The sequence below is a fragment of the Streptomyces sp. ICC1 genome, assembly GCF_003287935.1.
GTDB lineage: Bacteria > Actinomycetota > Actinomycetes > Streptomycetales > Streptomycetaceae > Streptomyces > Streptomyces tritrimontium.
In genome coordinates this window covers 6,289,227-6,314,608 of record NZ_CP030287.1, presented here as the reverse complement: position 1 = coordinate 6,314,608, position 25,382 = coordinate 6,289,227, and the positions used below count along the sequence as shown (strand labels likewise).

21 protein-coding genes and 2 pseudogenes are annotated in these 25,382 nt (G+C 69.2%); 10 read left to right on the top strand and 13 right to left on the bottom strand.

Features of this window, described 5'->3' with window-relative positions; translation table 11 throughout:
* Positions 1 to 58 precede the first annotated feature (58 nt).
* Positions 59 to 967, top strand: a complete 909-nt coding sequence (locus DRB96_RS29685) for a carbohydrate kinase (RefSeq protein ID WP_112451232.1) — start codon at positions 59 to 61, stop codon at positions 965 to 967.
* Here the strand turns inward: DRB96_RS29685 and DRB96_RS29680 are convergent.
* Positions 957 to 1,562, bottom strand: coding sequence for a TetR/AcrR family transcriptional regulator (locus tag DRB96_RS29680; protein ID WP_112451231.1), 606 nt, complete (start codon positions 1,560 to 1,562; stop codon positions 957 to 959). The two genes, DRB96_RS29685 and DRB96_RS29680, sit on opposite strands and share 11 nt — an antisense overlap.
* 70 nt (positions 1,563 to 1,632) lie before the next feature.
* Here DRB96_RS29680 and DRB96_RS29675 point away from each other — a divergent pair, with 70 nt between their 5' ends.
* Positions 1,633 to 2,280, top strand: coding sequence for an NAD(P)H-binding protein (locus tag DRB96_RS29675; protein ID WP_112451230.1), 648 nt, complete (start codon positions 1,633 to 1,635; stop codon positions 2,278 to 2,280).
* A 79-nt stretch (positions 2,281 to 2,359) separates the two neighbouring features.
* Here the strand turns inward: DRB96_RS29675 and uvrA are convergent, their stop codons facing one another.
* Positions 2,360 to 5,353: an excinuclease ABC subunit UvrA gene (uvrA, locus tag DRB96_RS29670; RefSeq protein WP_112451229.1), complete on the bottom strand. Its 2,994-nt coding sequence runs from the start codon at positions 5,351 to 5,353 to the stop codon at positions 2,360 to 2,362.
* Positions 5,354 to 5,541: 188 nt separating this feature from the next.
* Here uvrA and DRB96_RS29665 point away from each other — a divergent pair, with 188 nt between their 5' ends.
* From DRB96_RS29665 to DRB96_RS29655, 3 genes are all read left to right on the top strand, one after another.
* Positions 5,542 to 6,243, top strand: a complete 702-nt coding sequence (locus DRB96_RS29665; RefSeq protein WP_112451228.1) for a maleylpyruvate isomerase family mycothiol-dependent enzyme — start codon at positions 5,542 to 5,544, stop codon at positions 6,241 to 6,243.
* A gap of 10 nt (positions 6,244 to 6,253) precedes the next feature.
* On the top strand, positions 6,254 to 6,910 hold the full coding sequence (locus DRB96_RS29660) for an MBL fold metallo-hydrolase (RefSeq protein WP_112451227.1): 657 nt from the start codon (positions 6,254 to 6,256) through the stop codon (positions 6,908 to 6,910).
* Positions 6,911 to 7,074: 164 nt separating this feature from the next.
* A complete protein-coding gene (locus tag DRB96_RS29655) occupies positions 7,075 to 8,385 on the top strand; it encodes an MFS transporter (RefSeq protein WP_112451226.1) in 1,311 nt (436 codons plus the stop codon).
* Between the two features lie 22 nt (positions 8,386 to 8,407).
* Here the strand turns inward: DRB96_RS29655 and DRB96_RS29650 are convergent, their stop codons facing one another.
* A complete protein-coding gene (locus DRB96_RS29650) occupies positions 8,408 to 9,391 on the bottom strand; it encodes a TerC/Alx family metal homeostasis membrane protein (protein ID WP_112451225.1) in 984 nt (327 codons plus the stop codon).
* Positions 9,392 to 9,668: 277 nt separating this feature from the next.
* Positions 9,669 to 10,907, bottom strand: a pseudogene (locus DRB96_RS29645) (export associated protein); the annotation flags it as partial.
* 683 nt (positions 10,908 to 11,590) lie between these two features.
* Here DRB96_RS29645 and DRB96_RS29640 point away from each other — a divergent pair.
* A complete protein-coding gene (locus tag DRB96_RS29640) occupies positions 11,591 to 12,058 on the top strand; it encodes a hypothetical protein (RefSeq protein WP_112451224.1) in 468 nt (155 codons plus the stop codon).
* A 520-nt stretch (positions 12,059 to 12,578) separates the two neighbouring features.
* Here the strand turns inward: DRB96_RS29640 and DRB96_RS43275 are convergent.
* The 4 genes from DRB96_RS43275 to DRB96_RS29625 all read right to left on the bottom strand — a co-directional run bounded on the left by DRB96_RS43275 (position 12,579) and on the right by DRB96_RS29625 (position 16,374).
* Positions 12,579 to 12,788 (bottom strand): hypothetical protein, encoded by a 210-nt coding sequence (locus tag DRB96_RS43275; protein WP_162688775.1) that lies wholly within the window; start codon positions 12,786 to 12,788, stop codon positions 12,579 to 12,581.
* Positions 12,785 to 13,972, bottom strand: a complete 1,188-nt coding sequence (locus DRB96_RS29635) for a glycosyltransferase (RefSeq protein WP_112451223.1) — start codon at positions 13,970 to 13,972, stop codon at positions 12,785 to 12,787. The genes DRB96_RS43275 and DRB96_RS29635 overlap by 4 nt, the downstream gene beginning before the upstream one ends.
* A 1-nt stretch (position 13,973) precedes the next feature.
* Positions 13,974 to 16,118 carry an ABC transporter transmembrane domain-containing protein gene (locus DRB96_RS29630; protein WP_112451222.1) on the bottom strand — a complete coding sequence of 715 codons (2,145 nt, stop codon included), beginning with the start codon at positions 16,116 to 16,118 and terminating at the stop codon, positions 13,974 to 13,976.
* A gap of 64 nt (positions 16,119 to 16,182) precedes the next feature.
* A complete protein-coding gene (locus tag DRB96_RS29625) occupies positions 16,183 to 16,374 on the bottom strand; it encodes a hypothetical protein (protein WP_112451221.1) in 192 nt (63 codons plus the stop codon).
* A 670-nt stretch (positions 16,375 to 17,044) separates the two neighbouring features.
* Between DRB96_RS29625 and DRB96_RS45120 the strand changes: the two are divergent.
* Both DRB96_RS45120 and DRB96_RS29610 read left to right on the top strand, forming a co-directional pair.
* Positions 17,045 to 17,287, top strand: a pseudogene (locus DRB96_RS45120) (transposase); the annotation flags it as partial.
* A gap of 442 nt (positions 17,288 to 17,729) precedes the next feature.
* Positions 17,730 to 18,827 (top strand): phosphodiester glycosidase family protein, encoded by a 1,098-nt coding sequence (locus DRB96_RS29610; protein WP_239516380.1) that lies wholly within the window; start codon positions 17,730 to 17,732, stop codon positions 18,825 to 18,827.
* A gap of 104 nt (positions 18,828 to 18,931) precedes the next feature.
* Here the strand turns inward: DRB96_RS29610 and DRB96_RS29605 are convergent, their stop codons facing one another.
* The 3 genes from DRB96_RS29605 to DRB96_RS29595 form a co-directional block, all read right to left on the bottom strand.
* A complete protein-coding gene (locus DRB96_RS29605) occupies positions 18,932 to 19,567 on the bottom strand; it encodes a Tn3 family transposase (RefSeq protein ID WP_112451218.1) in 636 nt (211 codons plus the stop codon).
* A 39-nt stretch (positions 19,568 to 19,606) separates the two neighbouring features.
* Complete coding sequence (locus DRB96_RS43920) at positions 19,607 to 20,020, bottom strand: hypothetical protein (protein ID WP_204357845.1); 414 nt, start codon at positions 20,018 to 20,020, stop codon at positions 19,607 to 19,609.
* 924 nt (positions 20,021 to 20,944) lie between these two features.
* Entirely contained in the window at positions 20,945 to 21,352 is a 408-nt protein-coding gene (locus DRB96_RS29595) for an ATP-binding protein (RefSeq protein WP_162688773.1), read from the bottom strand.
* A 194-nt stretch (positions 21,353 to 21,546) separates the two neighbouring features.
* On the opposite strand from DRB96_RS29595, the gene DRB96_RS29590 reads away from it, so the two are divergent.
* Both DRB96_RS29590 and DRB96_RS29585 read left to right on the top strand, forming a co-directional pair.
* Complete coding sequence (locus tag DRB96_RS29590; RefSeq protein WP_112451216.1) at positions 21,547 to 22,761, top strand: histidine kinase; 1,215 nt, start codon at positions 21,547 to 21,549, stop codon at positions 22,759 to 22,761.
* Positions 22,758 to 23,441: a response regulator transcription factor gene (locus tag DRB96_RS29585; protein WP_112451215.1), complete on the top strand. Its 684-nt coding sequence runs from the start codon at positions 22,758 to 22,760 to the stop codon at positions 23,439 to 23,441. The genes DRB96_RS29590 and DRB96_RS29585 overlap by 4 nt, the downstream gene beginning before the upstream one ends.
* A gap of 279 nt (positions 23,442 to 23,720) precedes the next feature.
* On the opposite strand, the gene DRB96_RS29580 is transcribed toward DRB96_RS29585, so the two are convergent.
* Positions 23,721 to 24,233, bottom strand: coding sequence for a helix-turn-helix domain-containing protein (locus DRB96_RS29580; RefSeq protein WP_239516379.1), 513 nt, complete (start codon positions 24,231 to 24,233; stop codon positions 23,721 to 23,723).
* 467 nt (positions 24,234 to 24,700) lie between these two features.
* Positions 24,701 to 25,066 (bottom strand): hypothetical protein, encoded by a 366-nt coding sequence (locus DRB96_RS43910; protein ID WP_204357844.1) that lies wholly within the window; start codon positions 25,064 to 25,066, stop codon positions 24,701 to 24,703.
* Between the last annotated feature and the right edge of the window lie 316 nt (positions 25,067 to 25,382).

The window sequence follows — 25,382 nt, the reverse complement described above, 5'->3', positions numbered from 1 at the left end:
GCTGGTTCGGCTGGGTCCACCCGACGATACCGGCGCCCGATGGGATACCTTCCCCCGCGTGATCGTCGTAGGTGGAGAAGCCCTGATCGACCTGGTGCCCACGGCGGAGCCGCCGGGCGCCCTGCTGCCCCGGCCGGGCGGCGGACCGTACAACACCGCGCTCGCGCTGGGCCGGCTCGGCGCGGAGGTCGCCTTCTGCTCCCGGGTCTCGACGGACGGCTTCGGCGCCTCGCTGCTCGCGGGGCTGGACGCGGCCGGCGTGGACCTCTCGCTGGTCCAGCGCGGGCCGGAGCCGACCACGCTGGCGGTTCCCTCGCTGGCCCCGGACGGCTCGGCGGCGTACCGCTTCTACGTCGAGGGCACGGCCGACCGGCTGTTCCGCCTGCCGCCCGCGCTGCCGGCGGGGGTACGGGCCCTCGCGCTCGGCACCTGCTCGCTGGTGCTGGAGCCGGGGGCGAGCGCCTACGAGGCCCTGCTGCGCCGGGAGTCCGGGCGCGGGCTGCTGACCCTGCTCGACCCCAACATCCGGCCCGCGCTGATCGCCGATCCGGCGGCCTACCGGGCCCGCTTCCTGTCCTGGCTGCCGTACGTGGGCGTGCTGAAGCTGTCGGAGGAGGACGCGGCGTGGCTGGGCGGCCGGGTCGGCGACTGGCTGGCGGCGGGCCCCTCGGCGGTGGTGCTCACCCGGGGTGCGGGGGGCCTGACGGTGTGGACCCGGGAGGGCCGGGAGTACTCGGCGCCCGCGCACCGGGTCGCGGTGGTGGACACGATCGGCGCGGGCGACACCGTGAACGCGGCGCTGCTGCACCGGCTTTCGGGCGGCGCGAGCGGCGCGGCCGGTCCCGGTGCGACCGGTCCCGGCGCGGCGGACTGGCCCGAGGTGCTGGCCTACGCCGCCCGGGCGGCCGCGCTGACCTGCTCCCGGGCGGGCGCGGAGCCCCCGTACGCGTCCGACCTCAGCGGATAGCGGCCCACACCGTCCGCGCCAGGGCGGGGGCGAAGTCCTCGACGGGGTCGACGGTGTCGGGGCCGGAGAAGTGCAGGAAGAAGGCCCGCTGGAAGCAGGCGCCGAGCAGCAGCGCGGCGGCGGCCCGCGGATCGGCGTCGGGGCGCAGCCGGCCCCGTTCGTGTTCGCGCAGCAGGTGGCCGACCAGGGCCTCCAGCACGATGTGCGGGCCCGCGCCGATGCTCCGTACGCCCTCGCGGTGGCGGGTGAGCAGGACCGGGTCCGCGAAGAGCGAGGCCGCCATGGGCATGGCGTCGGCGTAGAAGAGCGAGGCGTGCCGGGCGATCTCGGCCAGCCGCTCCTCGACCGGCTGCTCCCCCGGATCGGTGGTGAGCGCGGCCATCATCGGCCCGGCGCTGGTGCGGCGCTCCATCAGCACGCGCACGAACAGCTCTTCCTTGTTCGCGAAGTACTTGTAGAGCGCGGCCTCCGAACAGCCGGCCTCCCGGGCGATCGCCTTGGTGGTGGCGTTGGCCAGCCCACTGGTGCGCATCAGGGTCTCGGCGGCGTCCAGCAGGCGCTCGGGGGTGGGCCGGCTTGACTTTGGGGTGGGCATTCACTCACCCTAACGGAAGCAGAGGTGAGTGAATACTCACCCACCCTCTCTCAGCCATGCGGGAGCCAGGATGAGAATCACGGTGTTCGGAGCCACGGGCGGGATCGGCCACGAGGTCGTCCGACAAGCCCTCGAAGCGGGACACGAGGTGTCGGCGGTCGTCCGCGACCCGGCGCGGCTGGCGGTGGCGGACCGCGAGCGGCTGCGGGTGACGGTGGTCCGGGACCTCACGGACGAGGACGCACTGGTCCCGCTGCTGGCGGGCCAGGACGCGGTGGTTTCGGCACTGGGCCCCGCGAACAACAAGCAGGCGCGGCTCGCCCCGGTCGCGGGCCCGGCCCTGCGGTCGATCGTCTCCGCGATGGACCGGGCGGGGGTCAGCCGCCTGTCGGCGGTCTCCGCCGCCCCGCTGGGGCCGGTCGGGGCGGAGGGGGCACTCACCCGGATGCTGGTCTACCCGCTGCTGCGACGGTTCCTGCGGGACCTGTACGCGGACCTCACGGTCATGGAGGCGGCGATCGCCGCCAGCGGCACGCGGTGGACGGTGATCCGGCCGCCGCGGCTGCTGAACAGGCCGCGGACGGGGACGTACCGGCGGGCGGTGGACGCCAACGTCCCGGGCGGGAAGGTCATCGCCCGCGCGGACGTCGCGGACGCGCTCCTCACGACGCTGTCGGACCCCTCCACGTCCCACCACGCCATCGGCGTGGCCGCGTAGTCCCGGGGCCGGAGCGCCGCGCGGAGCCTCCCGCTCCCCCGCACGCCGGCGGGGCTGGATCTCCCAGCCCCGCCGGGGTTCACGCGCGGGGGGCCCGCGCGGCCTTCTTCGCGACGGCCTTCTTCGCCGGGGCGGCCGCCTTCTTCGCGACCGTCTTCTTGGCGGCCGCCTTCTTCGCGGCCGTCTTCTTCACCGGACGGGCCGGCTCGGGGGCCGACGCCTCCAGGATCCGGTCCGCCCCCAGGATGTCCCGCAGGAACTTGCCCGTGTGGCTCGCGCCCACCGACGCGATCTGCTCGGGAGTGCCCTCCGCGACGACGAGACCGCCGCCGTACCCGCCCTCGGGGCCCATGTCGACGACCCAGTCGGCCGTCTTGACGACATCGAGGTTGTGCTCGATGACGATCACCGTGTTGCCCTTGTCGACCAGCCCCGACAGCACCTTGATCAGCTTCGAGATGTCCTCGAAGTGCAGACCCGTCGTCGGCTCGTCCAGGACGTACACCGTGCGCCCGGTCGACCGCTTCTGGAGCTCCGAGGCCAGCTTGACGCGCTGCGCCTCACCGCCCGACAGCGTCGGCGCGGACTGGCCGAGCCGCACGTACCCCAGCCCCACCTCGTTCAGCGTCTTCAAGTGCCGCGAGATCGTCGGAACCGCCTCGAAGAATCCGGCGGCCTCCTCGATCGGCATGTTCAGGACCTCGGCGATGGACTTGCCCTTGTAGTGGACTTCCAGCGTCTCCCGGTTGTACCGGTCCCCGTGGCAGACCTCGCACGGGACGTACACGTCCGGCAGGAAGTTCATCTCGATCTTGATCGTGCCGTCGCCGGAGCAGTTCTCGCAGCGGCCGCCCTTCACGTTGAAGGAGAAGCGGCCCGGCAGGTAGCCGCGCACCTTCGCCTCCATCGTCTCCGCGAAGAGCTTGCGGACGTGGTCGAAGACACCCGTGTACGTCGCCGGGTTGGACCGCGGGGTCCGCCCGATCGGCGACTGGTCGACGTGCACGACCTTGTCGACGAGGTCGTCGCCGTCCACCCGCGTGTGCCGGCCCGGCACCGACCGCGCGCCGTTGAGCTCGCGGGCCAGGTGCGTGTAGAGGATGTCGTTGACCAGCGTGGACTTGCCCGAGCCCGACACGCCCGTGACCGCCGTGAGCACGCCCAGCGGGAAGGACACGTCGATGTCCCGCAGGTTGTTCTCCTTGGCGCCGTGGACCGTGAGCCGGCGCTCCGAGTCCACGGGGCGGCGCACGTCCGGGAGCGGGATGGACCGCTTGCCGGACAGGTACTGCCCGGTGATCGACTCGGGGTTCTTCAGCAGATCCTTCAGCGAGCCGCTGTGCACGACCTTGCCGCCGTGCTCGCCGGCGCCCGGGCCGATGTCCACGACCCAGTCGGCCACCTTGATGGTGTCCTCGTCGTGCTCGACGACGATGAGCGTGTTGCCCATGTCCCGCAGCCGCACGAGCGTCTCGATCAGCCGGTGGTTGTCCCGCTGGTGGAGGCCGATGGAGGGCTCGTCCAGCACGTACAGCACGCCCACGAGGCCGGAGCCGATCTGGGTGGCGAGGCGGATGCGCTGGGCCTCGCCACCCGAGAGGGTGCCGGCGGCGCGGTTGAGGGAGAGGTAGTCCAGGCCGACGTCGACGAGGAAGCGGAGCCGCTCGTTGACCTCCTTGAGGACCCGCTCGGCGATCTTCTTGTCGCGGGCGTCGAGCTTCATCCGCCCGAGGAAGTCCGCGCACTCGCTGATCGACATGGCGGCCACCTCGGCGATGGAGCGGTCCATCACCGTCACCGCGAGCACGATCGGCTTGAGCCGGGTGCCCTGGCAGGTGGGGCAGGGCACCTCGCGCATGTAGCCCTCGAAGCGCTCGCGGCTGGCGTCGCTCTCGGACTCCGAATGGCGCCGCTTGACGAACGGCACCGCGCCCTCGAAGGCCGTGGTGTAGGCGCGCTCGCGCCCGTACCTGTTGCGGTAGCGCACCTCGATCTGCGTCTTGTGGCCGTACAGCAGGGCCTTCTTCGCGCGCAGCGGCAGCCCGGCCCAGGCGATGTCGGTGCGGAAGCCCAGCTCCTGGGCGAGCGCGCCGATCAGCCGCTGGAAGTAGTCCTTGGTGTGGCCGAGCGACCACGGCGAGACCGCGCCCTCGTCCAGGGACTTGTCCTCGTCCGGAATGATCAGCTCCGGGTCCACCTCCATGCGCGTACCGATGCCGGTGCACTCGGGGCAGGCGCCGAAGGGCGAGTTGAAGGAGAAGGAGCGCGGCTCCAGCTCCTCGAAGGACAGGTCGTCGTACGGGCAGTAGAGGTGCTCGGAGTACATCCGCTCACGCTCGGGGTCGTCCTCCGGGAGGTCGACGAAGTCCAGGATCACCATGCCGCTCGACAGCCCGAGGGCGGTCTCCACGGAGTCCGTCAGGCGGCGCTTGGCGCCCTCCTTGACGGTGAGGCGGTCGATGACCACCTCGATGGTGTGCTTCTCCTGCTTCTTCAGCGTGGGCGGCTCGGAGAGCTGGATCGTCTCCCCGTCCACCCGGGCCCGGCTGTAGCCCTTGGTCTGGAGGTCGGCGAAGAGGTCGACGAACTCGCCCTTGCGCTCGCGCACCAGCGGCGAGAGCACCTGGAAGCGGCTGCCCTCGGGCAGCGCGAGCACCTTGTCGACGATCGCCTGCGGCGACTGCCGCGAGATCGGCCGGCGGCACTCGGGGCAGTGGGGCTTGCCGATGCGGGCGAAGAGCAGGCGCAGGTAGTCGTAGACCTCGGTGATGGTGCCCACGGTGGAGCGCGGGTTGCGCGAGGTGGACTTCTGGTCGATGGAGACGGCCGGGGAGAGGCCCTCGATGAAGTCGACATCGGGCTTGTCCATCTGCCCGAGGAACTGGCGGGCGTACGAGGAGAGCGACTCGACGTAGCGGCGCTGGCCCTCGGCGAAGATCGTGTCGAAGGCCAGGGAGGACTTGCCCGAACCGGAGAGGCCGGTGAAGACGATGAGTGAGTCGCGGGGCAGGTCGAGCGAGACGTTCTTGAGGTTGTGCTCGCGAGCGCCACGAACGATGAGACGGTCGGTCACGCCGGTCCGCACCTTTCTTGAGAGAGCGGGGGCACGGGGCCCCCGTCCCAGGGTATTGGGGGGCGCCTCTGCGATGGACTTGGAGACTGGACTCCGAGCGTATAGCACGTGCATTCGATTTCCGGCACTCCGCCAACCGCTTCACCCGATCGTGTGGCTGAGACCCTCGAAGGACTAGGCTCGTCCGCATGATTGATCATGTGCACGACCTGCGATCTGTACGTGAGGCCACGGACCGGCTGCTGACCGCGGCCGCGAAGCTGGACAACGCCGCCCTGGCCGAAGAGTCACATCTCCCCGGCTGGACCCGCGGCCACATCCTGGCCCACCTCGCCCGCAACGCCGACGCCCTGGTGAACGTCTTCGAGGGCCGCCCGATGTACGAGAGCGCCGAGAGCCGCGAGGCCGACATCGAGCGCGACTTCGGCCGGCCCCTCCTTGAACAGCTCGAGGACGTCCGGAATTCCGCCGCCGCCTGGGAGGCCGTCGCCGAGCTCCCGCAGGACTGGACCCGCACGGTGGAGCTGCGCAACGGCGTCACCGACACCGCGGCCCGCGTCCCCTTCCGCCGCCTGATCGAGGTCGAGCTGCACCACGTGGACCTGAACATCGGCTACGAGCTGCACGATCTTCCGGACGAGTTCGCCGAGCGCGAGATCGCCTTCCTCGCCGACCGCTGGTCGGGACGCCCGGACGTCCCGCCGGTCACCCTGTGGCTCGGGTACGAGGGCACGGGACCCGTCTGGCACACCGGCGGCACCGAGGGCTCGCCCGTCACCCTGGCCGGCCCCCGCGCCGAACTGCTCGGCTGGCTCGCCGGGCGCGGCCTGCAGGGCGCCCACCTCGCCGTCCTGGCCGGCGACGGCCTGCCCGAACTCCCTCCGCTCTAGGATTGCCTGCATGACGTACAGCGGAGCGGTCAAGGTCGGCGGTCCGGCCGACGTGCACGAACTCTCGGACCTGATGATTTCCAAAGTCGCGGTGGGCGGCATGAGCAACAACGCCTACCTGCTGCGCTGCCGGGCCACGGACGAGCAGCTGCTGATCGACGCGGCCGCGGAGCCGCAGACCCTGCTCAGCCTGATCGGCGACGGCGGCATCGCCTCCGTGGTCACCACGCACCAGCACGGCGACCACTGGGGCGCGCTCGCGGAGGTGGTCGGGGCGACCGGCGCGCGGACGTACGCGGGCGCCCTCGACGCGGAGGGCATCCCGGTGGCGACCGACGTGCTCGTCGCCGACGGGGACACGATCACGGTCGGACGGGTCACGCTGACCGCCCGCCACCTGGTCGGCCACACTCCCGGATCGATCGCGCTGGTCTACGACGACCCGCACGGGCACCCGCACGTGTTCACCGGCGACTGCCTCTTCCCGGGCGGTGTCGGCAACACCTGGGGCGACCCGAAGGCCTTCGTCCAGCTCGTCGACGACGTGGAGCACAAGCTCTTCGCTGAGCTGCCGGACGAGGCGTGGGTCTACCCGGGCCACGGGAACGACACCACGATCGGCGCGGAGCGGCCGCACCTCGCCGAATGGCGCGAGCGCGGCTGGTAGCACGGGCGCCCGGCGGAGATCCGGCGGCCAGCGCCAAATCCGTCAACCTCACGCCGCACGGCACTCCTTCCGGTCGATGATGGCCGAACGTACGTCCTGAGGTCGCGGGGCGGGGTAATTGCTGCACCATGCAACAGGACCCCTCCCCGCCCCCGCGCCCCTCGATGCTCCGGCTCGCCTCGGCCTCCCTGGCCGGCACCGCCATCGAGTTCTACGACTTCTTCGTCTACGGCACCGCCGCCGCCCTGGTGCTCGGCCCGCTCTTCTTCCCGTCCTTCTCGCCGCTCGCCGCCACCCTCGCCGCCTTCGGCACCTTCGGCGTCGGCTTCCTCGCCCGCCCCCTGGGATCCGCCGTCTTCGGCCACATCGGCGACCGCCACGGCCGCCGCCCGGTGCTGCTCGGCTCCCTGCTGCTGACCGGCCTCGCCACGGTGGCGGTGGGCTGCGTGCCCTCGTACGCCTCGATCGGGGTGGCCGCACCGATCCTGCTGGTCGTCCTGCGCTTCCTCCAGGGCTTCGGCCTCGGCGGCGAGTGGGGAGGCGCGGTCCTGCTGACCGCCGAGCACGCCCCCGAGGGGCGGCGCGGGCTGTGGTCGAGCTTCCCGCAGATGGGCCCGGCGGTGGGGTTCCTGCTGGCCAACGGCCTGATGCTGACCCTGTCGGGCACGCTGAGCGACGCGCAGTTCGCCGCCTGGGGCTGGCGGGTGCCCTTCTGGGGCGCGGGGGTGCTGGCGCTGGCCGGGCTGTGGCTGCGCCGCTCGGTGGAGGAGACCCCGCAGTTCCGCGCCCTCGCCGAGACCGGCCACCGGGCGGACGCCCCGCTGGCCGAGGTCGTACGGGGCCACTGGCGGCTGCTCCTGCTGACCGGCGGGGCGCTGGCCGTGGGGTACGCCGTCTTCTACGCGGTCACCACCTGGTCCCTCGCCTACGCCACCGAGCACCTCGGGGTGCACCGCACGGTGATGCTGGCCTGCATCATGGCGGCCGTCGCGGTCAAGGGCCTGGCCACCCCGGCGGTGGCGCTGCTCGGCGACCGCTACGGCCGGCGGCCCCTGTGCCTGGCGGGCTGCACGGCCTGCGTGCTGTGGATGTTCCCGTTCGTGGCGCTGCTGCGCACGGCGGACCCGCTGCTGATGACGCTGGGGCTGCTCGGCGCCCTGCTCGGCATGGTGACGATGTTCGCCGTGGTGGGCGCGTACCTGCCGGAGCTGTACCCCCCGCGGATCCGCTGCACGGGCGCGGCCGTCGGCTACAACCTGGGCGGGGTCCTGGGCGGCGCGCTGACCCCGATCGCGGCGACGGCCCTGGCGGACGGCTCGGGCCCGCCGTGGGCCGTCGCGGTGTACCTGACGGCGATCGCCTCGGTCTCGCTGGTCTGCTTCGCGCTGCTGCCGGAGACGAACCCCTTGGTCGTGCGCCGGCGGGCGGGCGCGAAAACACCAGCGGGGGCGGCCGAAGCGGCCGCCCCCGTGTAGCCCTCGGGCCCTTCCGGCGCCCTTAGGCGTCGATGCTCTGCGAGTCGGCGGCGGCCTCGGCCGCCGCCTGCTTCTTCGAGGCGATCAGGCTGGTGATCGTGGTGATCACCAGCACTCCGCAGATGACGCCCAGGGAGACCGGGATGGAGATCTGCGGGACGTGCAGGCCCGACTCGTGCAGGGCGTGCAGCACGAGCTTGATGCCGATGAAGCCGAGGATGACGGACAGGCCGTAGCTGAGGTGGACCAGCTTCTTGAGCAGGCCGCCGATGAGGAAGTACAGCTGGCGCAGACCCATCAGGGCGAAGGCGTTGGCGGTGAAGACGATGTACGGGTCCTGGGTGAGGCCGAAGATCGCGGGGATCGAGTCCAGGGCGAACAGCACGTCGGTCGTGCCGATGGCGAGCATGACGACCATCAGCGGGGTCAGGATGCGCTTGCCGTTGTTCCGGATGAAGAGCTTCGTGCCGTGGTAGCGGTCGGCGACGCCGAACTTCTTCTCGATCGACTTGAGGAGGCGGTTCTCCTCGAACTCTTCCTCCTCCTCGTCCTTGCGGGCTTCCTGGATCAGCTTCCACGCGGTGTAGATGAGGAACGCGCCGAAGATGTAGAAGACCCACGAGAAGTTGGTGATGATCGCGGCGCCGGCGGCGATGAAGATCGCGCGCAGGACGAGGGCGATCAGTACGCCCACCAGCAGAACGCGCTGCTGGAGCTGCGAGGGGACCGCGAACTTCGCCATGATCAGGACGAAGACGAACAGGTTGTCCACGCTCAGGGACTTCTCGGTGATGAAGCCGGCGAAGAACTCCTGAGAGGCCTGGCCGTGACCGAAGAAGAGCAGGCCGAGACCGAAGAGTCCGGCGAGGGCGATCCAGACGACCGTCCAGATGCCGGCTTCCTTCATGGAAACGTCGTGGGGCTTGCGGCCGATGAAGAAATCGGCGCCGATGAGGATGCACAGACCGAGAATGGTCAGCACCCAGAGGTTCAACGAAACATCCACTACTTACACGCCTCCGGCAGATGGCTCAGCACTTTGTCAGCGTCATCGCTGCCGGAGGTCTCTTCCACCCGGACGGCCAGGAGGCCACGGGCCGGCGCCCCGGGACTGATTGCTGTCCGTATTGACGGGCACGCCGTAGCAGGAAAGCAGGAATACTCCCCTCCGCAGTCACCAGGGTACCCGGGATGGACCCACAAGGTAAAGGGAACGCCAAGAACTGGTCAGCTGCCGGTCATCCGGGGCCGTGCGGCGGGCCGCCGCACGGCCTCCCCGGCCGCTACCGGGCGGCCCGCCTGGCCGCCGCGACCCGCTCCAGTGCCTGGTCAAGGACCCTGCTGCCCTGCGGGGGCAGGTCCGGCTCGAAGGTCCAGGCGTGGTGGACCCACGGATCGGCGAGGTGGTTGTCCGGCACCGGCGACAGCCGCATCAGCGAGCGCCACAGCGGATCGAGCAGCGGCCCGTAGGCCGAGGCCTCGTCACGGTCCGCGACCATCAGCAGGTGCACGCCGACCGCCGGACCCTCATCGGCAAGGTAGCGCAAACGGGTGACGGCCCGGTCGTCGAACCCGTGCGGGAAGTCGTGCACGACCAGCAGCTGGTCGGACGTGTCCACATCGGGCGGCAGGTCCTCCGGAGCCCCGGCCCGCACCGCCATCTGTACGAGGTCCACGCGCCGGGTCAGCCGCTCCAGGGTCTCGGTGACCCCGGCGGCCCCGGCGGCCGGCGGGCCGGCCAGCACCCCGGCGCGCACCAGCGGAGCCAGCGAGGCCGCTCCGGCCCCGGCCGCGTCGATGACGTGGACGGCGAACCGGTCGGCGGGATGGGCGGCGAGCAGCCGCGCCGCGTGCGCGACGGCCATGTCCATGGCGGCCCGGCGCAGCCGGTCGGTGTCCATGGTCATGGCGGCCTCGGAGCCGGTGCGCCCGTTGTCGATCCACAGGCCGCGCTCCAGCGGGACCCGGACCAGCATGGGAATGCGCAGGTCGGGCCGCTCGGGCAGGTGGAGGTCGCCGAGGCGCAGGGCCAGCGGGCTCTCGGAGGGCACGGCGTGGGCGTGCCAGACCGGGTTGTCCCAGCGGGCGTACGCGGCCGGCAGCGCGGGCTCGACCACCTCGGTCTCGGCGGTGAGCTGGACGAGGTCCCGGTCGAGGACGGCCTGCGCCTGGGCGACCAGCTCCTCGCGGCGGGCCCGGGCGGCGTCCCGGGCGGCGTTGCCGGAGCCGCCGAGGCGGTGGCGGGGGTCGGACAGCGCCTCGTCGAGCTCGCGGTCCATCCGGGAGTCGGCGAACTCGACGGCGCCCCGGTAGGCGGCGACCGAGCGCGCCAGGTCCTCGAACATGCCCCAGACCTGGTTGTAGAACCGCTCCTCCATGGACCAGCCGCTCGCGTCCCCGGCGACGGGGCGCGGCCGCTCGCCGGGCGCGGGCGGCGCCGCCGGGCGCGGCGCGGGCTCGGGCGGTTCGGTGCTGGTGCGGCGGCGCGGGTGGGCGTAGCTGATGGTGGGCGGGCCGCCCGCGGTGTCGTCGGGCGGGCCCGCGTAGGGCGTCGCGGCGGCCGGGACCGGGGCCGCGAACGGGGAAGCGGCGACGGCGGAGAGTGGCAGCAGGTACGCGGGTGCCATCTTCGAGGGGACGGCCTTCTGTTACCGAGTGCGGAACACCCGCCGGCGCCATAGCGCCCTCGGCTACCTCTCACCCGCCGAATTCGAACGGCAACACCAGCGAGGACGTAAACTCACACTCGCAGCATGACCCCCGTGTCCACACTCCGGGGGACACCTCACTCCTGCCGAACCGGCTTGAAGCCTCTGCCATGTGCTGCGCAATCGGCCGTATCTCCACCCGAGTGCTGTGAGTGGCGCCGACAAGAATTCTCCGTGCCCTTGAGGCCGAAGCGCCTGCCCGCTAATTCGGGTGCTCGAACGACGTTCACCTGTGCGAGTGCTCATCGTCTCGCCTTCCGTATGCCGGGGTAGTACTGACTGCGTACCGCATCAGCCAACGCGAACCTCACAGGTACCGGCTCACCGTTTCCCGCACTGCGCGAAGTGGAGGGCCAAGGGCCGGCAGTGTGAATACCACACTGTCTGGGGTGTGTTGGGCCGCGGGAGCAGGAACGGCCCCGCCACCTGGTCGAGGCCACACCCATGCCGCCAGCCGCAGTATCGCGGCGCGCGGCAGACAATGGATAGGTTCTCTCATGCTCCGTCGTACCCGGACTGCCACCGTAGGCGCCCTCACCCTGGCCGCCGTACTCGCCGGCGGCACGATCACGGGAAGTACCGCCTCCGCCGTGCCCAATACATGCGGTGGTGCCCTGAGCGACTACGTCGGCCTTCTCGCTCTCGACACCCCGTTCGTGGGCACGGCCAAGGTGCCGGGTGAATCCCGCGCGATGACCATGACGCCCGTCTTCCTGAGCAATGTCCTCCGGGTCGAGCTCGGGACCGGTGACGACGCCCGAGCCAAGAGCAGCAGCTTCTCCCTCGCCGTCAACGCCAGCGGACAGGGCGTCATCAGCTTCCGTACCTACGCAGGGCAGGGCGACAGCACCGAGGTCGTCTGTAACCCGGCTTCACTCTTCCCGACCCGTGTCGTCAAGATCTTCGGCACGGTGAAGGTCGCCGGAGTCGACAACCGAGTCGACTTCGCAGTCAGCCGCGCCTGAACGATCGGCCCCTCGCATCGCCTGAGTCGCCACGGCACACAGGGCTGACTCAAGGTCAGGGTGATCACCGGCGTCATCGGCCACGACGGCTGGTGATCCCCTGGAGGCTGTCGTGTACGCAACGAAGCATCTCCGGTTGACGGGGTGACCTCACAAGTGAAGTTTCCCCAAGGCCGGGTAGTTACTGAGCCTTTCCAACCTGACTGTGGGGTTGTGGGGTTGGTCGGTGCGGGCTGTACGGAACGACGAAGCTCCGTGGCGACCCCTGCGGTTAGGGCCAGCGCGTCCGTGTAGGCGCCGAACCTTGCTGCGCAGCTCGCCGCGCTCGCCGAGCTGGGGATCGGCTGGGCGCGGTAGCTGGTGCAGGCGGGTAAGGCCCCGAGATCGTTACTTTCCGAGACAATCATTTTCGGGGCCGGACTGGAACAGATTCCCGACGCCACCGGCCCGAAACCCGGCCACTGGCGCACGGGAAGATGGCGGATTCCTGGACGCAAGTCGCCCGGCGGAGGCTGCGTCGTCAGGCCACCTGGTACCAGCCTGTCGAGGAGATGGTGGTCAGGGCGATGCCCCGGTAAGCCTGCCTTTCCCAGACCGAAGACCCCGGGCCGTACTCGCCGGCCATCTCCCTTGCTTCTGCTTCACTGTCTGCCACGTACTCCTTTCCTTTCGCTGTGCGCACCTTCCATTCGGGCATGGGCATTGCCGCGAGTCCAGGTCCCAGCATCATGATGATTTCTCCTGTGAGTGGTGGACGGTTTGGTGGTCTGAAGGGGTGGCACTGAGAAGTTTCTGCAACCGTGCGAGTTCGGATATGAGCACCGAACCGGCTCCGTGAGCCACTGCCTGTTCCAGGGCTCGCGGGACCATATCGGTGCGGCCGCACGCCAGCGCGAGTAGCCCTTGCAGTTCGTGAAGACGGCCGATGTCACGTGCCGTGCCACGTGTGCCCCGGGCAAGGGGGCCGAGGACTTGCTCGGTCAGGTGGGACAGGCGGGTCAGGGTTGCACTCATCGCCACTACCGTCCGGTAGTACACGGCTTCAGCGTGACGCCCGGTGTCCTCGAGGCGCGCTGAGTATGAGGCGATCTGCTCCGCGCCACCAAAGTGAAGAGCGAGCTCACACATCAAGCTCCAGCTGTCCTCAACCCGTTCCGTGAGGTAGTCAGGAGCATCGTCGGGGCAGTGCGCCATGGCCGTGGCCAGGCAGGAGAAGAGTTCCTGGGCCTGGGTTGAGTCGGAGAGCGCCGCCAGTTCGGCTCTTACCTGATAGAAGACCCATTTCGGATTGTCCGGCTCCTCGACGCGACAGAGTCTGAGCAGGCTGGTGTGACGTTCCTCTTTGCTCTGTTCCGCGATCACCTCGGGAAGGTATCCGTAGTGCGTAAGGCGGATAGGCAAGGCGACCGTGGCAGGCTGGTTTCCCGCCGCGTCGTAGGGTCGTTCGTGGATGCGGCCGCGATAGCGCAGCGTCGTCTGCGCCCGCAGTATCCGTGGCAGGTCGGTGGAGTGTCCGGCCCTGTCGTGCACGTCCTGAATCTCTGGACAGCCGACGAGGTCGGGGTGGGATTGGCGGTGGTCGAGCTGTGCCAGAACCTGCCGAACGGTCGTCGTCCCCGAGGTAGGGGCGAGGACCTCATCGGCGTCGACCATGAGGATCCATCCTCGGTGGATGTGGGAGAACGCCAGGTTCCTCTGGTGCGCGAAATCCGAGCGCCAGGGTGCGTGGACCACGCGGACGGGCAGAGGCTGGCTGGCGGCGATGGCAAGCGTTCCGTCCGTGGACCCCGAGTCGATCAACAACACTTCATCAACGTCTGCGCTCAGAGCACGTAGGCATGCACCGAGCCTCTTCTCTTCGTTGTAGGTCAGAACCACTGCGGTGACCTGCGGGTTCGGGAGCTCGGAGGACATGTCAGAGCTCGCGTGTGGGGGCAGTTGGCGCCGGCTGGAGGGAGGGCCGGGCGTCCAGAGCGACGATTTGATCGAAGGCGAGGTCCACTGCGCTGGTGTGCGAGACGACGATCTTTGTTGCGGGTAGGGCCGCGAAGTTGGCCCAGATCCGGTGAACGGTAGTGTGATCGATCCCGCTGAAGGCCTCGTCGAGAAGGTAGACGTCGGGGTTGCGGAGAATGGCACGGGCCAGGGCAAGTCGCTGCGCCTGCCCGCGGGACATGCCAGTGCCGTCTTCGCTCACGAGCCAGCTCAGTCGGCCGGGGAGAGTCTCCAGAACCTCGTCGAAGCAGGCGAGTCGGCAAGCGCGGGCGATGTCAGTATCTGTGCCGGCCACACCAAGCGTGAGGTTCTCCCGTACGTCAGCGGCCACGAGGAACGGGACCTCGCTCAGGTACAGAATCTGTCGATCCGGCGTGCGCCCTCCCATCTGGACGGCCATGGTTGAGCCGACCTGAATGGACCCTCCGGTGGGGGCGAGGAGGCCGGCCATGGTCCTCAGCGCTGTGCTTTTGCCTGATCCGTTGGGGCCGGTGAGGAGCACGGAGCTGCCTTGCTCGGCGGTGAGTGTGAAACCGTCGAGCGCCGGGCGGGCCGCACCGGGGTATGTGACGCAGAGCTCCTTGACCACGATGTCGGTACGCGCCGGTGCCGAATTCGGGGCCGACACGGAACATGGGATCCGGTCTGGATTCGGGTTCATGGCACCTTTCTGATTCATGACGTCCCGATAGCGCCCCAGGGCAGCCTGAAGCCGCTGGAGGGTGATCTGAAGGGTGGTGAGGGCATCCACCGCGGCCAGGAAGTATCCGGCCAGGGCGACTGAGGAGAAGACCTCTCCGAGGCTGACGACTCCCGCCATGGCCTGGCGGAGGGAGAGCCACATGACGAAGACGGTGGTGAGGCCGAGGTTGGCGGTCTTGATGGCGGAGTGGCGGGTGCCGAGGAATCCCAGGCGCTGTTCCGCTGCGATCCTTCGCGCGAGCCGTTCGTTGACGCGTTGCTCGGTGAACCCCCGGGCCTCCAAGGCGGCTATCTGCTCGTGGTGCTGGAGGGTGTTGGTGAATTCGGCCTTGAGCGTGGCATCACGTTGCAACGCCTCTTCGGCCAGTGCCCGGATCTGTGGGTAGTGCCACAGAGAGATCAGGACACTGCCCACGAGCGACGCGGTGAGTGCCAAGGCGACGTACGTGTTGCCCTGGAGTAGGTACGCCCCGACACCAATGATGACGCCTGTGTCGACGGCGGCGTAGACGGTGGTCGAGGCGGCCACCGTCTGGATCTGCTGGATGTCGTCCAGCCGGCTCACCAGGTCGCCGGTGCGCCGGCCTTGATGAAAGGAACTGGGGAGGCCCAGCAACTTGCGGGTGAAGTGCAGGGAGAGGCGGCGCTGCATCGATTGCGCCAGCGTCACACTCATGCGGCCTCGCAGGTAGTTGGCGCCAGCGGCGGCGAGGATCGCTCCGCCGGTCAGGGCGGCCAACGTGTCCACCGGACCCGGCGATCCGCCGGGAACGACGCGGTCGATGGCCACCTGCATGAAGATGCCGACGACCACGGTGACCGCCGCAGCCACAGCGGTGAGCCCGAGTATGGCCAGGAGCACCGGCCAGGAGGCGCGGACGAGGGGCCAGACGACCTGCTGCGTGCCGGAGCCGGCAACTCTGACACGGACGCCGGGCCGCCTGGCCGGGCGTGGTGTGATCAAGGTGTCCCCGGTGAACACCTCCGCGAGGTCATCCGCGCTCATGCGCGACGGCCTTGAAAAGAGAGGATCGCTGACGGTGAAGCGGCCTTCGTCCGCAGCGTGCACGACGATGAAGTGCGGACGGCTGTCGATATGCACTCTGATGATGGCCGGGCCGGCTACATCGAGCGCGGTCCGCAACTGGCTCACATCGAGGCGCAGGAGCTCGCTGTCCAATCCGTACCCGGACAGCACCTGGCTCAGGCGCAGCATGCTCGCGCCACGGTTGCCGAGGCCGACGGACTCTCTCAGGAGGGCCGTGTCCACCGCAACCCCGTGCCGGCGGAGAATTGTGCGTACGCATGCCGGCCCGCAGTCCGTCTCTCCTGTTTGATGGGTATGAAACTTCCGGAAGCGCATCGTATATCTCTCCTGCGGCCGTTGCGCCCAGCCTGCGGTGCAGGCTGGGCGCAACAGTGTGGATCTATCGGCACTCGCGGTTGTAGATGTCCGAGTAGTTTTTCGGCGTGCCACCGCAGGAATAAACGGCACTCGTGAAGCTGAGCGTCTTGATGTAGGCGCACTGCGCAGCGCTCATCCCCTCGGCGAATGTCGCATCCGCCACCTCGGCCTCGAGGGCAGGGAAATTCATGGACCGAAGCTGGGTAAGGCTCATTCTAAATTCTCCAAAATTGACTGGAAGTTTCATGGGTGGACAGGGATCCGACGTCCGATGAAACAAGTGAACCATCGCTTGACATCCAGGGTTTCTACCGCTGAAATCATGTACAGATCCGACCGGATTTGGATACGTCGGATTCCCCACCATTCATGCCAGCCGAACCAGTGAGTGAGGATCTTCAGCGGTAGCTCTCCAGGGTGAGGATGGCTTTGGCGGCTTGGGTGAGCCAGTTGGGGCTGCAGCGGGCGCGGAGGAAGATTTTCCAGGTCTTGAGTCGTGCGATGCCGCGTTCGACGGGGTAGCGGAGTCGGGCGTGGGCCCGGTTGAGTGAGCGTTGCCCGGTGGTGAGGTCCGGGCGGGGCGGTCGTCGGCGGGGAACCGCGAACGTTCCACCGGCCCCGACGTAGCCGAGGTCGGCCAGAACCGGTGTCCCGAGGCGGATGTTGGCGTGGTCCCACTGTGACCGACACCGGAATCCATTCACTACCTCCTTTGGTTGACAACTTTCGATACCGCCGGGCGGGTCGGGCGCCCGACCGGAACCGAAGGGTCTGTCCATCGAACGGCTCTGTCTCACATTCGGTAGTAACGCTGAGCTGAGGTGATCCACGTGGTGTGGACACACCTTCCAGGATCTTGTTGATCCTGGAAGGTGTAGATCCACGTGGCAAGGTCCTCGAAGTACAGTGCGGAGTTCCGGTCTGACGCGATCGCGTTGTGGCGGACTTCGGTCGGCAGGCGGACGTTTTGGGACGTCGCGGCCGATCTGAACGTCAACCCCGAGACGCTGCGGACCTGGGTGCGTGATGCCGACGTCCGTCCGGCCGCCTCCGGCGCGTCGCAGGACACCGAGGCCGAGCTGCCCCGGCTGCGGGCGGAGAATGCCCGGCTGGCCAAGGCGGAGAAGGAATGGCAGCTCGAACGGGAGATCCTGCCTCGACAGGTTGTCCAACACGCTGCGATGTTCGTTGGTGGTGAACGTTTCTGCATGATGGTGTTCTCGGGTGAACAAGCACTCGAAGTTGTACATCGCTGGAGCCGTGATTTCCGCACTTGCAGCAGCGGCTTCGAATCCCCAACCCGCTGTCGCCAACTCTGCGGTCTCACATGTACGCGCTCCGGCCATCTCGTCGGACAGGAGGGTGCCTGGAGTCCCCGGCCCGTATCGCGCGGCTCCCGGTATTACTTCGAGCTCGGCGCCCCACAGTGAGTCACTCTCCCGCAGGGTCGGCGGAAGCCGACAGGTACGCTATTCCGCGGCTTCGGGCGCTCTTGCCGCAGTGGAGAAGGTTGTACCCGGCGTCGACTACCGGACGTTCACGGTGTCGACCTCTCACGGGGATACACGAGTGCACCTGCTGACGATCGATTTGGGCTGGCCCGGCGTGCGAGCCGGCCTGCTCCACCCGGGCGCGGTCTCCAAGAGGGACACCGTGTCCCGGATGGCCAGGGAGCGGGGTGCGGTTGCCGCCATCAACGGGGACTTCTTCAACATCAGCGAAGCGCAGCATCATGGCGTCGAGGTGACCTATGCCGCCTCAGGTCCGGCTGTTGCCTCAGGGCAGCCCATCAAAGCCGCTGTGCCTGAGGGGCAGAGATTCGGCTTGTCACCTCCCCGCGGGAGCACGACGGAGGACGTCATCGGTGTCGGACAGGACGGGGTGGCCCGAACCGGAAGGCTCACGCTGGAGGGGCACGTGCAGAGTCCGCACGGTCGGATGCCGCTGCGCGGCCTCAACCAGTATGCACTTCCGGTGGGTTCGGTTGGCATGTTCACCTCACAGTGGGGCCGGGTTTCCCGAGCCCGCGCTGTCTGCGGTACGGACGAAAGGCGTGGGGCGCCCTGTTCGCAGGACACCTACGAAGTGACCGTCCGAGACGGCTTCGTCCGGTCGGGGTCGCCCACACCCGGTACCGGAAGCATTGCTCCAGGCGAGCGTGTTCTCGTCGGCCGAGAAGCGGGCGCCCGTCTGCTGCGCAACCTTGTCCCCGGAACCCCGGTGACGATCGATTACCGTCTCGCCCCGCTCGGCAGCGGCGGCGCTTTCGATTTTGCGCTGGGCGGCCAAGTGCTGCTGCGGGACCACCGGGCTGCGGTCGGCCTGGACAGTGTCACCGCACAGCCCCGCAGCGCTGCCGGCATCGCCGATGGGGGCCGCACTCTGCGGCTGTTGTCCACGGATGGGCGGGAAGGCCGATCCAGCGGACTGACGGTGGACGAACTCGCACGGCTCCTCGCTCAGCTGAACTGCTCCGACGGTGTAAACCTTGACGGCGGCGCATCGGCGACCTTGGTGACCCGGGACTCCGCCTCAGGACACCTCCGCGTGCGCAACCATCTCGCTGGCGGCCTCGAGCGGCTCGTACCCAATGGCATCGCGATCACGTCAAACTGCACCGTTTCAGCTCCTCAGCGGCGCTGCGCTATTCGTGCTGGCCGGAGGTAATCTTCCGATCTTCGTGGCCAATATCTCGCCCAGTGGGGGGCCTGTGGCTCCAATTACCGAGCGGGATTTCGACGTCGCCATCGAAACCGCTTCGGTCGGGTCTGTCAAACGAGTGGCCGCGCGCAGGTAGTTCTGTTCGACCCAGAACAGCCGGTCGTGACTGAGCGCGTCGACGCCGTCGTGGACGATCGGTCGACGCCGACGTTGGTGGCCTCCGTGGTGAGCACGGCGTCCACGGACAGTTCGAGGTCGTCCATGCGGGAGTTGCCTTCCGAGACGTGGGTGAAGTCGCCGAGGTAGGGCACCCACGAGTTCACCTCCAACACCATTTCGGGTAGGCCGACGGCGGGCAGGCGGGCCTCGACCTCTTTGGGGAGCTCACGCAGGGAGGCGGGTTCGTCCAGGCGGTCCAGGCCGGTGAGGATGATGCGGTCGCGACCGTTTTGCTGTTCGATCCGTACGGCGGGGTTGGCGGCCAGGCGGTCGGCGAACTCACGGTGGGCAGCGTCCAGGCGGCGGGTCCAGCCCGCCAGGATCTTGTCGGGGTTCAGGTCGAGGTCGAGTTCCCAGCAGACGCGGGAGCGGGTTGCCCCCCACGCGGTGTCGCCCCGCAGCCGGGCGTTGGGGTCGCCCCATTTGCGCAGGCCCGGCACGTACACCTCGTGCCGGTGCAGGGCGGTGCGCGAGGCCTCGGTGGAGGCGACGATCAGGGCGCGCTTCTCGACGCTGGCCACGGGCATCGGCGGGGGGCGGGAAGACCAGGCGCCGCCAGGCGGAGGTCAGGAACCTGGCCGGGACCTCCACCCCTGGATGGGGCGGCGCCGTCCCTTGAGGGATTTCACGAACGCCAGCGCGTCCAGCACCGGGTCGCCCGCCGGGCTCGACTCGAACTCGAAGGTCTTGAGCAGGTCGGGCAGGAAGCAGGCGGTGGTGTTGTAGCGGGCGGCGAGCATCTGCTCGACGCCGTCGTCGGGCTCCTGGGCGAGGAGCTTGGCCGTCTCGGCCGCCGCGTGGAACGGGCCGACGTCCATGGCGTCGAGCGTCGCGCGGATGTCGCTTGAAGGGTCGGCGGCGGCCGAGGACACCGCGATCCACATCTCGCGCAGCAGGATCGCGGCGGCGTCCAGGTCTTTGAGGGTCCGCAGCCGCTGCTTGGTCATCTTGGTGCTGGAGGAGCGGATCAGGTCGCCCATCACCAGGTCGAAGCACCTCGATCGCCTCGTCCGCGGCAACCTGCGGCATCACCGCGGCGAACGCCACCAGGGTGGCCAGGCGCCGGTCCCCGGCGAGGTCGGAGACGGCCTGGGCGCGGGCGGCCCGCGCGAAGTGGACCAACCAGTGTCTGGAGCCGTCCGGGGGTATTGCAGGCAGGTCCCACGCCGTCCCGCCGAAGGTGTTCAGCGCCTCGTACCGCTCCATGACCTTGCCCACCCCGCGCGCGGTGATGTCCCGGGGTGAGCGCCGCAGCCGGCCCAGCTCGGACAGACGCTTGCCTGCAGGGACGACGACCAGGCGCTGCAACGCGGCGGCCTGCTCCTGGGTCGGGGCGGCGGCCAGCGTGGCCCACAGGCGTTTCTCGGCGCGCTCGCGCGAGCCGGAGAGCAGCCGTTCCAGGACGGCCACCCCGGGCAGCACCACCTTCTTCTCCACCAGGCGTTTGGTGGCGAGGTCGAACAGCAGGGTCGGGCGCTCGGAGCCGATCCGCGCCCGCTGGTACATCCAGCGGGCCAGTGCGAACCACTGGTCGAACTCGAACTTCGTGTACCCGTACCCCTCGCGCATCTGCTCCTGGTGGTCACAGCGAGTCTCTTTCATGTCGTAGCCGGCGAACTCCGCTGGCGACAAGTCCAGTTGCTCGGCGACGTAGTCGACCACAACTCCGGGTACCTGTTCGGGGTTGTCCAGGAACGTCCCCAGCTATCGGGCGGTCCCGAGCTGGACCGCCCAGCCGATCCGGTTCCGCGCGCCCTTGGCCGCCATCGCCCGGCGCCGGGTGGTCTGGTCGAGCAGGAAGGATCCGGCGAGCTGTCCCTCGTCCGGGTCCTCCCGCGAACCGGCCGAAGCGACTGCGTTGGTCCTCGCTCAGAAGGTGGTGGGCACCGCGCGCCCCTTGATCGTCAACTTGCCTCGGGCAGGTCGACTTCGGCCCAGCAGGTTTTTCCGTGTGCTTCGGGGATGGCTCCGCTGCGGACGGAGAGGGCCTCCACCAGGGCGAGGCCTCTGCCGGACTCCACGTCGTCCGTCGCGGGGCGCGCCCGGCCGGGAAGGTGGTGGCCGCCGTCGGAGACCTCGACGCGCAGGCGGCGCCGTCCGGGCCGGCTTGCGATCTGGAGAGCGAGGCCGATCCGGCTGCCTTGCGCGTGGACGATGGCGTTGGTGACGAGTTCGGAGACGATCAGTTCCACGGTGGTGGTCGTCGCCTCGTCCAGTGGCTGCCCCCAGGTGTCCAGCTGCTGTCTCACCCGGTGGCGGGCCGGGGCGACCTGGGAGGCGGTGGCCGGGAGGTCGAAGCGGGCGGTGACCAATGAGGCTCCTTGTCCGGTGGGGGGTGTGGGGTCGTCTGCGACGCTACAGACCGCCCACTCCCAAAACCTGACCCTTATGTCCATATATGCTCTAGGTCTTCCGATGGGGCTGTATCGAAAGTTCACAACCTTCGCCACATGCGCACCGCAGCCGGAGGCGGTCTACTCGCAGGCAGAGGAAGGCAAGGGGATCCATGAGCGAGCACACCTCCGGCTGGCGGTTGTGCCGCTGGGACGTCGCCCTGGCCGTCGGCGCCGCCGTTTACGAGGTACGCGATGTCCTCCTGCGCGGCTCCGGAGACCGGCGCTATGGCGAGGCCTGGTGGCCGGGCATCATCGTCTGGGCCGCGATGAGCGCCCTGCTGCTGCTGCGGCGGCGCTGGCCCGGCCCGATCGCCGCCGTCGCGATCGCGGCCGACCTGGCGAGTTTCTACCCCGCAGCCGAAGCCGTCGCCCTGTTTACCGTCGGCGCGCACACCCTCTCGCGCCGCCTGCAGGCCGGCCTGCTCGCCGCTTCGGCCCTCGGCCACACCCTGGCCTTCTGGTACGACCCCGACGTGACCATGCCCCAGCTGGCCCCGCACTACATCATCTTCTCCGTCACCCCCATGCTCCTGGGCCTCTACGTCGCCGCCCGCCAGCGCCTGCGCGTCAGCCAGGAGGAGCAGATCCGGTCCATGGAACTCGAGCGCGTACTCCTGGAGGAGCGGGCGCGCGCGCAGGAGCGGCGCGAGATCGGGCGGGAGATGCACGACGTGGTCGCGCACGGAGTGACCCACATGGTGTTCCGGGCGGGTGCGCTGCAGATGGCGGCGGAGAGCCGGCAGGCCGACTGGGTGGCCGAAGAGGCCGTAACGCTGCAGTCGCTCGGGCGGGGCGTTCTCGGCGAGCTGCGTACCGCGCTCGGACTGGTCGGCGGAGGAAACCACGGTGACCGGGCTCCGCTGCCCACGGCCGCCGGGCTGCCCGCCCTGCTGGAGCGGACGCGGGAGGGCGGCGTCGCGGTCACCCTGCGGCAGAACCACGACCTGGATTCGCTGGAACCGGTGTACGGGCGGACGCTGTACCGGATCGTCCAGGAGGCACTGACCAACGTCTCCAAGCACGCCTGCGGCGCCCGCGCGCAGGTGGACGTCGCCTACGGGCCGCAGTCGCTCACGGTCCGCATTCTCAACGGCCCGCCCTCGCAGCCGCAGGGCACGGCCCGCCCGGCCGACGGGTCCCTGCCCGAAGGCGGCCAGGGACTCCTTGGCATGCGCGAGCGCGTCACCCTCCTCGGCGGAACCCTGACAACGGGCCCGACCGGCGACGGCGGGTTCCGCGTGGAGGCCATCATCCCCCTGACCCCACGACATCAGCCCGCCCGCGCCAGGCCACCGCGGCCCGGCACCGGCACGGAGGTCGAATGATCCGCGTACTGATCGCCGACGACGAAGCCCTCATCCGGAGCGGCCTGGAACTCATCCTCGGCCTCCAGGACGACATGGACGTCGTCGGCGCCGTCGAGGACGGAGCCGCGGCCCTGGCCTCGGCACGCGAGCACGCACCCGACGTGGTGCTCCTCGACATCCGGATGCCCGGCACCGACGGCCTCGCCGCCACCGCCGCGATCACCGCGCTGCCCTCGCCCCCCGCCGTCATCATCCTGACCACGTTCACCGCCGACGACTACATCGACGAGGCACTGCGCGCCGGCGCGGCCGGTTTCCTCCTCAAGGACACCCCGCCCAAAGACCTCGTCGAAGGCATCCGCGCCGTCGCCCGCGGCCACGCGATCCTCTCTCCCGCCGTCACCCGCTTCGTCATCGACTCCCGGCACGGGACCGAGCCCGCCGCCGAGCATCCCCCGCAGCACGCGAAGGAACTTGCACGGCTGACCGGCCGCGAACAGCAGATCCTGGACCTGCTCGCCTACGGCATGCCCAACGCGGAGATCGCCGCGACCCTCCACATGAGCGAAGGCACCGTCAAAGGCCACGTCAGCCGCATGATGGCCAAACTCGGAGCCACCAACCGCGTTCAGGCCGCGCGCATCGCCTACGAAGCCGGACACCCTCACCACCGACCCGACAGGCCTACGCCCCGATAACCCCGCCTCCCGGTGCGCGGGCTCTCACAGGGAACCGCGACGGCTCTCGACGTAGCGGACCGCCTTCGCCGCCACGAGAAGGAGAGGAACCGCCGCGATTCCTCCGACGAGACCCCACACCACGGCGGCAAGGAGAGAGCGGTCCTGCAGGGATATTCCCAGCACCACCCCCAGCCCACACAGCACGGCCAGCGACACCGTGCGCTGCAGGGGAGTTCCCGAACCACAAGTCGATCTTGAGCATGGTTGATCACCTCACTACCGGTTGAAGAGGACCCATCAGCTGAAGAGGCCCGTGATCGCTCCGGCGACACCGCCGGCCACACCGCCGGCCACGGCCGCCGGGACGCACCCAGCTCCTCCGGCGAGAGCTCCTCCGACACATCCACCGATCATTCCGCCGGTGGCTCCCTTGGCAGCCTCGTCCAGCCACTTGGGGTCCGCGACCACAGGAAAGGCGGTCGAGGAATCCTGCAGGTGAGGCTTGAGATCGAACCGCTTCCAGATCCGGCCGACCGTCGATCTCGACAGCCCCGTGCGAGCGGCCATCGAGGCCCGTGGCCAGTGGGTATCCCGGCCCGGAGTGGACTCCAGCGTCGCCACGATCACGTCCTCGACCTGGTCGAGGAGAATCGAGGACGGCCGGCCCGGCCTGGGCTCATCGGCCAGACCGTCCAAACGGCCAGCGATGAAACGACCGCGCCAGCGATCCACGGTCGAGGTGTCGACACCAAGCTCGGCCGCGGCCTGCTTGTTCGTCCCGCCTTCCGCGCAACGCAGCACTATCCTCACGCGAAGCGCCAAGTACTGGGCGGTCTTCGCGCGCCTGGCCCACCTAGCGCGCGCACGCCCCCGTCCGTGGTCGCCTGTACCGCCAGATCCGTGGAAGGTGCAGCACCGGGGTACACGATCGTGCCCTTGCCCGCCTTCGTGCCCGCCACGTCACCGCCGCCCGGCAGACCGATCAGCGGGCCAGCGCCCTCACTCCACGGGGTTATTCGGGTACTCACGGAAGAATTTCAGCATTCGCAGCCGGAAGTACAAAAGGACGCCAAGAACGCCTACTGCCACGACTGACCCTGTGATGGCAATACTCAGCCACGTAGGGTGGATGTTAACCAAAGACATCGCACCCCACGGCACTACAGCAGCCACAACTACGAGCCACACGGCAGGCTTTCCGTCCGGAGCCGCCTGAGGTCCCACTCGCCCTTCTCCTTTCAACTCATTGACTTTCAACGCGCCGGCGACATCTGCGTCTAGCAGTTCTTCAGCCCGACGAAGGTGCCGGCCAAGGCTCCGCCTACGGCCCCGGGGCCGATGGCCTCAGGCCCGGCCAGGGCCGCACCCGCACCCGCGTAGATAGCGCCGTCCTGGCTTTGGCTGGCGACGCACTTGATCGTGTCCCAGTTCTCCCACGAAGAGGGGTCGTACCAGGGGTCGGCGACGACGGGGAAGGCGGTCGCGCCCGTGGTCTGTACCGACTGTACGAGAGTGTTCCCCTCCACCTGGTAGCTGGTGGGCACGCTCTTACCGTTGGCATCCTTGGCCCAGGGTGTGGCGAAGGCGCCGAGAACCTGACCATCCGGGCCGACCGCGGCAACCATGCCGGTGCTGGTCTTCACCAGACCGGCACCGGTCGGGAGCCCGATGAGGTATCGCTGCTGACGCGGGGCACTCTTGTCCTCCAACACCGCCAGAGCCCGCACTCCGCCCCCGGGTGTGGCCTGTACGGCCAGATCCGTGGAAGGTGCGGCACCGGGGTACACGGTCGTGCCCTTGCCCGCCTTCGTGCCCGCCACGTCACCACCGCCCGGCAGACCGATCGTCACAGACCCCCCGGCCGCCGTCTTCGCCCTGATGCCTCCGCCGGACCGGGACGGCACCGCGACACCCGCCGCCGGCCCCGTGTACACCCCGCCCTGCCTCTTCTACACATCT

What these genes read in the sequence shown, in the direction of transcription:
- DRB96_RS29655 (WP_112451226.1), top strand. Translation starts at nt 7,075, where the DNA reads ATGCTCCGGCTCGCCTCGGCCTCCCTGGCCGGCACCGCCATCGAGTTC.
- DRB96_RS29585 (WP_112451215.1), top strand. Translation starts at nt 22,758, where the DNA reads ATGATCCGCGTACTGATCGCCGACGACGAAGCCCTCATCCGGAGCGGC.
- DRB96_RS29665 (WP_112451228.1), top strand. Translation starts at nt 5,542, where the DNA reads ATGATTGATCATGTGCACGACCTGCGATCTGTACGTGAGGCCACGGAC.
- DRB96_RS43920 (WP_204357845.1), bottom strand. Translation starts at nt 20,020, where the DNA reads ATGGGCGACCTGATCCGCTCCTCCAGCACCAAGATGACCAAGCAGCGG.
- DRB96_RS43275 (WP_162688775.1), bottom strand. Translation starts at nt 12,788, where the DNA reads ATGATGCTGGGACCTGGACTCGCGGCAATGCCCATGCCCGAATGGAAG.
- DRB96_RS29630 (WP_112451222.1), bottom strand. Translation starts at nt 16,118, where the DNA reads ATGCGCTTCCGGAAGTTTCATACCCATCAAACAGGAGAGACGGACTGC.
- DRB96_RS29590 (WP_112451216.1), top strand. Translation starts at nt 21,547, where the DNA reads ATGAGCGAGCACACCTCCGGCTGGCGGTTGTGCCGCTGGGACGTCGCC.
- DRB96_RS29640 (WP_112451224.1), top strand. Translation starts at nt 11,591, where the DNA reads ATGCTCCGTCGTACCCGGACTGCCACCGTAGGCGCCCTCACCCTGGCC.
- DRB96_RS29605 (WP_112451218.1), bottom strand. Translation starts at nt 19,567, where the DNA reads ATGCCCGTGGCCAGCGTCGAGAAGCGCGCCCTGATCGTCGCCTCCACC.
- DRB96_RS29675 (WP_112451230.1), top strand. Translation starts at nt 1,633, where the DNA reads ATGAGAATCACGGTGTTCGGAGCCACGGGCGGGATCGGCCACGAGGTC.
- DRB96_RS29635 (WP_112451223.1), bottom strand. Translation starts at nt 13,972, where the DNA reads ATGTCCTCCGAGCTCCCGAACCCGCAGGTCACCGCAGTGGTTCTGACC.
- DRB96_RS29625 (WP_112451221.1), bottom strand. Translation starts at nt 16,374, where the DNA reads ATGAGCCTTACCCAGCTTCGGTCCATGAATTTCCCTGCCCTCGAGGCC.
- DRB96_RS29660 (WP_112451227.1), top strand. Translation starts at nt 6,254, where the DNA reads ATGACGTACAGCGGAGCGGTCAAGGTCGGCGGTCCGGCCGACGTGCAC.
- DRB96_RS29680 (WP_112451231.1), bottom strand. Translation starts at nt 1,562, where the DNA reads ATGCCCACCCCAAAGTCAAGCCGGCCCACCCCCGAGCGCCTGCTGGAC.